The sequence below is a fragment of the Streptomyces sp. NPDC058955 genome, from assembly GCF_042741435.1.
GTDB lineage: Bacteria > Actinomycetota > Actinomycetes > Streptomycetales > Streptomycetaceae > Streptomyces.
In genome coordinates this window covers 50,558-57,657 of record NZ_JBHYKM010000043.1, presented here as the reverse complement: position 1 = coordinate 57,657, position 7,100 = coordinate 50,558, and the positions used below count along the sequence as shown (strand labels likewise).

Below are 7,100 nucleotides of genomic sequence, written 5' to 3'. Positions count from 1 at the left end.
CCCCGCTGCCGCGCGTGCACGACACCGCCGCCCCCTCCCCGTCCGGCCGGGGGGCCCCGGCCGCCCGCGCGCCCGGGGGGCCGGGCGCCGGGCGCACCCGCTGGGAGGCGGCCGTCGCCTACCACGGCGACGGCGCCTACGACCCGGAGTCCACCCGCCGCGCCCTCGCCGCGCTCACCGCGCCGGTGCTGGTGCTGGCCGGCGAGCTCGACGCGGGCCCCACGCCCGCCCGGGCGGCCGAGGCGGCGGCGCTCTTCCCGGACGCGGAGCTGGTCGTGCAGCCGGGCGCCGGACACTACCCGTGGATGGACGACCCGGACGCGTTCGTCCGCCCCGTCGCCGCCTTCCTCGACCCGGCCGTCCGCACGGTCACCGTCGACGGCGTACGGCTCGCCCACCGGGTCGCGGGAGCCGAGGACGCCCCGCCCGTCGTGCTCGTCCACGGGCGCGGCGAGTCCTCCCTCACCTGGGCGGGGATCGTCGACGAGCTGGCGGCCGACCACCGGGTGTACGCCGTGGACCTGCGCGGCCACGGGCTCAGCGACCGGCCCGGCGGCTACGGCTTCGCGGACTTCCGCGACGAACTCGGCGGCTTCCTCAAGGCCCTCGGCCTGACCGGCGCCACCGTCGTCACCCACTCGATGGGGGCCGGCGCCGCCTGCCTCCTCGCCCAGGACGAACCGGGCCTCGTCGGTCGTCTCGTGCTGGAGGAACCGCCCGCGTTCGTCCCCCTCGACCCGCCGCGCCCGGTGGCCGGGCGCCCCGAGGGCCCCCTGGCCTTCGACTGGGAGATCGTCCCCACCACCGACGCGGAGCTGAACGCCCCCGATCCGGCCTGGCGCACCCGGCTGCCCGCGATCACGGCCCCCACCCTGATCCTGGCCGGCGGCCCCACCAGCCACATCCCCCAGGAGCAGCTCGCCGGCCTCGCCGACGCAATCCCCGGTGCCCGACTGGTCACCGTCGAGGCGGGCCACCTCATCCACGAGGCCCGCCCCGCCGCGTTCCTCGCCGCGCTCCGGGAGTTCGGCCTGTAGCGAGGCCGGGGGCCGCTACCCCCGCCCCTCCGCGTCCGCCTCCGTCGCCACCGTCTTCGCCCAGCGGTAGTCCGCCTTGCCGCTCGGGGAGCGCTGGATGCGGGGGGTGAGGACGAGCTGGCGGGGGACCTTGTAGCCGGCGAGGTGGCGGCGGCAGTGGGCCTGGACGGCGGCCAGGTCCAGGGGGGCCGAGCCCTCGCGCTGCTGGACGACGGCGGCCACGTGGTTGCCCCACTTCGCGTCCGGGACGCCCGCCACCAGCGCGTCGTACACGTCGGGGTGCGACTTGAGGGCCTGCTCGACCTCCTCCGGGTAGACCTTCTCGCCGCCCGTGTTGATGCACTGGGAGCCGCGGCCGAGGACGGTCACCACCCCGTCCGCGTCGACCGTGGCCATGTCGCCGAGGAGGACCCACCGCACGCCGTCCCGCTCGAAGAAGGTCTCCGCCGTCTTCGCCGGGTCGTTGTAGTAGCCGAGCGGCACGTGCCCGCGCTGGGCGAGGCGGCCGATCCCGCCCACCTCGACCGGCTCCCGGGTGGCCGGGTCGACGACCTGGGTCCGCTCGTTGACGTGCAGCCGGAAGCCCCGCTCGGGACCCGAGTCGTCGGTCGCCCGGCCGTTCGAACCGGACTCCGTGGAGCCGAAGTTGTTGAGCAGGACGACGTTCGGCATCAGCTCGCGCAGCTGCGCCCGTACCGTCTCCGACATGATCGCGCCCGACGAGGAGAGGCTGAACAGCGCGGACAGGTCGGTGCCGCGCATCGGCCCGGCGAGCGCGTCGATCAGCGGGCGCAGCATCGCGTCGCCGACCAGGGAGATGCTGGACACCTTCTCCTTCTCCAGCGTCCGCAGCACCTCCTCGGGCACGTACTTGCGGTGCAGGACCACCCGCTGGCCGTAGTGGAAGGCGATGAACGTGGTGAGGGTGGAGGTGCCGTGCATGAGCGGCGGCGCGGGGAAGAAGGTGAGGCCGGCGCCCCCCGCGGCGACCCGCTCGGCCAGCTCCTCGGGCCGCTTGACCGGCTCGCCGGAGGGGTCGCCGCCGAAGAGACCGGCGAAGAAGAGGTCCTCCTGGCGCCACAGGACGCCCTTGGGCATGCCCGTGGTGCCACCGGTGTAGATGATGAAGAGGTCGTCGCCGGAGCGGGGCGGGAAGCCGCGCCCGGGATCCGCCGCCGCCTCCGCCTCTTCGAGGGGTACGCAGTCGAGCGCGGCGGCCCCCTCGGGCGGGGTCCCCACCCGCACGAGGTGCCGCAGCCTCCCGGCCCGCGGCAGGGCCGCCGCCACCCGGTCCGTGAACTCGGCGTCGTACACCAGCGCCGTGAGGTCGGCGTCCCGGTAGAGGTAGACCAACTCTTCCTCGACGTACCGGTAGTTGACGTTCACCGGCACGATCCGGGCCTTGAGGCAGGCGAGGACGGTCTGGAGGTACTCGACGCCGTTGTAGAGGTGGAGGCCCAGGTGTTCGCCGGGGCGGACGCCCGCGTCGAGCAGGTGGTGGGCCAGCCGGTTGGCCGCCTCGTCGAGTTCGGCGTAGGTGAGCCGGCGCTCGGCACCCGTCCCCGGGTGGTCGACGTAGACCAGCGCCTCGCGCTCCGGCACCACGTCCACGACCGATTCGAACAGGTCGGCAAGGTTGTACTCCACCGTTCCTCCTGACCCCGGCGCGTTCGGACTCGGGCGGTCATCAGAGCACCGACGGGCACAGGTGGGAAGGGGGTGCGTCAAAGAATCTGACTGAGTGTCAGAAAACTATTGAACTGCCCACGCCACTCCTGCAACCTGTTCCAGAACTGGAGACGGGAGATGCCCATGGCCGGCACCGAACACCTCACCGTGCGGCGCGAAGGCGCCACGCTCGTCCTCACCCTCGACCGCCCCGAGGCGAAGAACGCCCTGTCGCTGCCGATGCTCGTCGGCCTCCACGACGGCTGGATCGAGGCCGACGCCGACGACTCCGTCCGCTCGATCGTCCTCACCGGGGCGGGCGGCGCCTTCTGCGCCGGCATGGACCTCAAGGCGCTCGCCGGGAAGGGCATGGAAGGCGACGCGTACCGCGACCGGCTCAGGGCCGATCCCGACCTGCACTGGAAGGCGATGCTCCGCCACCACCGCCCCCGCAAGCCCGTCATCGCCGCCGTCGAGGGCGCCTGCGTGGCCGGCGGCACGGAGATCCTCCAGGGCACCGACATCCGGGTCGCCGGATCCTCCGCCATGTTCGGCCTCTTCGAGGTCCGGCGCGGCCTCTTCCCGATCGGCGGCTCCACCGTCCGGCTGCCGCGCCAGATCCCGCGCACCCACGCCCTCGAAATGCTGCTCACCGGCAGGCCGTACACCGCGGAGGAAGCCGCCCGCATCGGGCTGATCGGGCGGGTCGTCCCCGACGGCACCGCCCTCGACACCGCCCTCGACCTCGCCGAACGCATCAACGCCTGCGGGCCGTTGGCGGTCGAGGCGGTCAAGGCGTCCGTGTACGAGACGGCCGAGCTGACCGAGACGGAGGGGCTCGCCGCCGAGCTGAAGCGGGGGTGGCCGATCTTCGACACGGCGGACGCGAAGGAGGGGGCGAGGGCGTTCGCGGAGAAGCGGCCGCCGGTGTACCGCCGCGAGTGACGCCTCCCCACCCCGCCCCTTCCCGCGACCGGGGCTCCACCCCGGCCTCGGACTTCGGACCCCGGACCTCGCGCCTCGGACTCGCCCGGCGCCTGGCGGCGCGGGGGACCCCGGCGGGCTGGTCGCCGGGCCCCGTACCGCCTTCGGCCGTGCCCTCAAACGCCGGGCGGGCTGAAACAGCCCGCCCACCGCTCTCGCCCCGCCGCCCCACCGTCCCCCCGCCCAGTCCCACCGCCCCGCCCCCCCAAGAAAGGCCCGCCCGTGACCCTCACCCCACCCCCCGAAACCCTCCGCGCCCCGCTCGTCGTCGAGTTTCCCTTCACCCGCTCCCTCGGCCCCGTCCAGTCCGCCTTCCTCACCGGACTGCGCGAGCGCACCGTCCTCGGCGTGCGGACCGAGGACGGCCGGGTGCTCGTCCCGCCGGTGGAGTACGACCCCGAGACCGCCGCCGAGCTGCGCGAGCTGGTCGAGGTGGCGCCCACCGGGACCGTCACCACCTGGGCCTGGAACCCCGCACCCCGCCCGGGCCAGCCGCTCGACGGCCCCTTCGCCTGGGTCCTGGTCCGCCTCGACGGCGCCGACACCGCCCTGCTGCACGCCCTCGACGCCCCCGGCCCGGACGCCGTGCGCACGGGCATGCGCGTCCGGATCCGCTGGGCCGCCGAACGGACCGGCGCCATCACGGACATCGCCTGCTTCGAGCCCGACGAGGGGGACGCGGCCCCCTCCGGACCCGCCCCGCACACCGGCGCGTTCGACCGGCCCGTCACCGGCATCACCACCCCTGCCCGGCTCGACTACACCTACAGCCCGGGCCGCGCCCAGACCCGCTACCTCCAGGCGCTGTCCGAGCGCCGCACCGTCGGCGAGCGCTGCCCCTCCTGCTCCAAGGTGTACGTCCCGCCCCGCGGCGCCTGCCCCACCTGCGGCGTCGCCACCACCGACCAGGTCGAGGTGGGCCCGCGCGGCACCGTCACCACCTTCTGCATCGTCAACATCAAGGCCGCGCATACGGCGAATCTCGACATCGAGGTCCCCTACGTCTACGCCCACATCGCCCTCGACGGCGCCGGGCTCGCCCTCCACGGCCGGATCGCCGGCATCCCCTACGACCAGGTCCGGATGGGCCTGCGCGTCGAGCCCGTGTGGAGCGAGGACGGCCGCTACCCCGACCACTACCGCCCCACCGGCGAACCGGACGCGGACTACGACACGTACAAGGAGCTGCTATGAGCGCCCCCGGCCGGGACGTGGCCATCGTCGCCTTCGCCCAGAGCGACCACCGTCGCCGCACCGACGACCTCTCCGAGGTCGAGATGGTGATGCCCGTCCTCCACGAGGTCCTGCGCCGAACCGGCCTGCGGACCTCCGACATCGGCTTCACCTGCTCCGGCTCCTCCGACTACCTCGCCGGGCGGCCCTTCTCCTTCACCATGACCCTCGACGGCGTCGGCGCCTGGCCGCCGATCTCCGAGTCCCACGTCGAGATGGACGGGGCCTGGGCGCTGTACGAGGCGTGGGTGAAGCTGCTCACCGGCGAGGCAGACACCGCCCTCGTCTACTCCTACGGCAAGTCCTCGCCCGGCCCCGTCCGCGACGTGCTCACCCGCCAGCTCGACCCGTACTACCTCGCCCCGCTCTGGCCGGACTCCGTCGCCCTCGCCGCGCTCCAGGCCCGGGCCCTCATGGACGCCGGAGACACCGACGAGGCGGCCCTCGCGGCGATCGCCGCCCGCAGCCGCACCGACGCCGCCGCCAACCCGTACGCCCAGGTCACCGGCGCCCGCCCGCAGGGCGACCACGTCGTGGCGCCGCTGCGCACCGGGGACTGCCCGCCGATCGGCGACGGCGCCGCCGCCGTGATCCTCGCCGCCGGCGACCGCGCCCGCGAGCTGTGCGCGCGGCCCGCCTGGATCCGCGGCATGGACCACCGCGTCGAGGCCCACTCCCTCGGCGTCCGCGACCTCACCGACTCGCCGTCCACCCGGCTCGCCGCCGAGCGGGCCGGCGCCTTCGAACGGCCCGTGGACACCGCCGAGCTGCACGCCCCCTTCACCTCCCAGGAGGTCGTGCTCGCCAAGGCGCTCGGCCTCGGCGACGACGTCCGGATCAACCCGTCCGGCGGCGCGCTCGCCGCCAACCCCCTCATGGCCGCGGGGCTCGTCCGGCTCGGCGAGGCCGCCGCCGGCATCCACCGGGGCGACTCCGACCGCGCGCTCGCCCACGCCACCTCCGGGCCCTGCCTCCAGCAGAACCTGGTCGCCGTACTGGAAGGAGACCCCCGTGGCTAAGGAACCCGTGGCCGTCGTCGGCATCGGCCAGACCAAGCACGTGGCCGCCCGCCGGGACGTCTCCCTCGCCGGGCTGGTCCGCGAGGCCGCCCTGCGCGCCCTCGCCGACGCCGAGCTGACCTGGGCGGACATCGACGCCGTCGTCATCGGCAAGGCGCCCGACTTCTTCGAGGGCGTCATGATGCCGGAGCTCTACCTCGCCGACGCCCTCGGCGCCGTCGGCAAGCCCATGCTCCGGGTGCACACCGCCGGCTCGGTCGGCGGGTCGACCGCGCTCGTCGCCGCCAACCTGGTCGCCGCCCGCGTCCACCGGACCGTCCTCACCCTCGCGTTCGAGAAGCAGTCCGAGTCGAACGCCATGTGGGGCCTGTCCCTGCCGGTCCCGTTCCAGCAGCCGCTGCTCGCCGGCGCCGGCGGCTTCTTCGCGCCGCACGTCCGCGCCTACATGCGGCGCACCGGCGCCCCCGACACGATCGGCTCCCTCGTCGCGTACAAGGACCGCCGCAACGCGCTCAAGAACCCCTGCGCCCATCTCCACGAGCACGACATCACCCTGGAGAAGGTGCAGGCGTCCCCGATGCTGTGGGACCCGATCCGCTACTCGGAGACCTGCCCCTCCTCCGACGGCGCCTGCGCGATGATCCTCACCGACCGGGCCGGCGCGGACCGGGCGCCGCGCCCCGCCGCGTGGGTGCACGGCGGAGCCATGCGCAGCGAGCCGACGCTCTTCGCCGGCAAGGACTTCGTCTCGCCCCGGGCGGGGAGCGACTGCGCCGCCGACGTCTACCGGCAGGCCGGGATCACCGACCCGCGCCGGCAGATCGACGCCGTGGAGATGTACGTGCCGTTCTCCTGGTACGAGCCGATGTGGCTGGAGAACCTGGGCTTCGCCGCCGAGGGCGAGGGGTGGAAGCTCACCGAGGCGGGGGTCACCGAACTCGACGGGGACCTGCCGGTGAACCCCTCCGGAGGCGTCCTCTCCACCAACCCGATCGGCGCCTCCGGCATGATCCGCTTCGCGGAGGCCGCCCTCCAGGTCCGGGGGGAGGCCGGCGAGCACCAGGTGGACGGCGCCCGCCGGGCCCTCGGGCACGCCTACGGCGGCGGCGCCCAGTTCTTCTCCATGTGGCTGGTGGGCGCCGAACCGCCGGTCTGACGG

6 protein-coding genes are annotated in these 7,100 nt (G+C 74.6%); 5 read left to right on the top strand and 1 reads right to left on the bottom strand.

The window, feature by feature from the left end; genetic code table 11:
- The coding region (locus tag ACFW1I_RS18640; RefSeq protein ID WP_384671005.1) for an alpha/beta fold hydrolase at positions 1–1,037 on the top strand (1,037 nt) is incomplete at its 5' end.
- A gap of 15 nt (positions 1,038–1,052) precedes the next feature.
- Here ACFW1I_RS18640 and ACFW1I_RS18635 read toward each other — a convergent pair.
- Positions 1,053–2,684 (bottom strand): acyl-CoA synthetase, encoded by a 1,632-nt coding sequence (locus tag ACFW1I_RS18635; protein WP_384671004.1) that lies wholly within the window; start codon positions 2,682–2,684, stop codon positions 1,053–1,055.
- A gap of 165 nt (positions 2,685–2,849) precedes the next feature.
- Here ACFW1I_RS18635 and ACFW1I_RS18630 point away from each other — a divergent pair, with 165 nt between their 5' ends.
- The 4 genes from ACFW1I_RS18630 (at position 2,850) to ACFW1I_RS18615 (ending at position 7,097) form a co-directional block, all read left to right on the top strand.
- Positions 2,850–3,650: a crotonase/enoyl-CoA hydratase family protein gene (locus tag ACFW1I_RS18630; protein ID WP_384671002.1), complete on the top strand. Its 801-nt coding sequence runs from the start codon at positions 2,850–2,852 to the stop codon at positions 3,648–3,650.
- A 261-nt stretch (positions 3,651–3,911) separates the two neighbouring features.
- On the top strand, positions 3,912–4,883 hold the full coding sequence (locus tag ACFW1I_RS18625) for a Zn-ribbon domain-containing OB-fold protein (protein WP_384670999.1): 972 nt from the start codon (positions 3,912–3,914) through the stop codon (positions 4,881–4,883).
- Positions 4,880–5,941 (top strand): thiolase domain-containing protein, encoded by a 1,062-nt coding sequence (locus ACFW1I_RS18620; RefSeq protein ID WP_384670996.1) that lies wholly within the window; start codon positions 4,880–4,882, stop codon positions 5,939–5,941. Before ACFW1I_RS18625 ends, ACFW1I_RS18620 begins: the two co-directional genes overlap by 4 nt.
- Entirely contained in the window at positions 5,934–7,097 is a 1,164-nt protein-coding gene (locus ACFW1I_RS18615) for a thiolase domain-containing protein (RefSeq protein ID WP_384670994.1), read from the top strand. Before ACFW1I_RS18620 ends, ACFW1I_RS18615 begins: the two co-directional genes overlap by 8 nt.
- Positions 7,098–7,100: the final 3 nt, after the last annotated feature.

Bases quoted from the DNA above. Each gene is read 5' to 3' on its own strand.
- ACFW1I_RS18630 (WP_384671002.1), top strand. From the start codon at position 2,850: ATGGCCGGCACCGAACACCTCACCGTGCGGCGCGAAGGCGCCACGCTC.
- ACFW1I_RS18620 (WP_384670996.1), top strand. From the start codon at position 4,880: ATGAGCGCCCCCGGCCGGGACGTGGCCATCGTCGCCTTCGCCCAGAGC.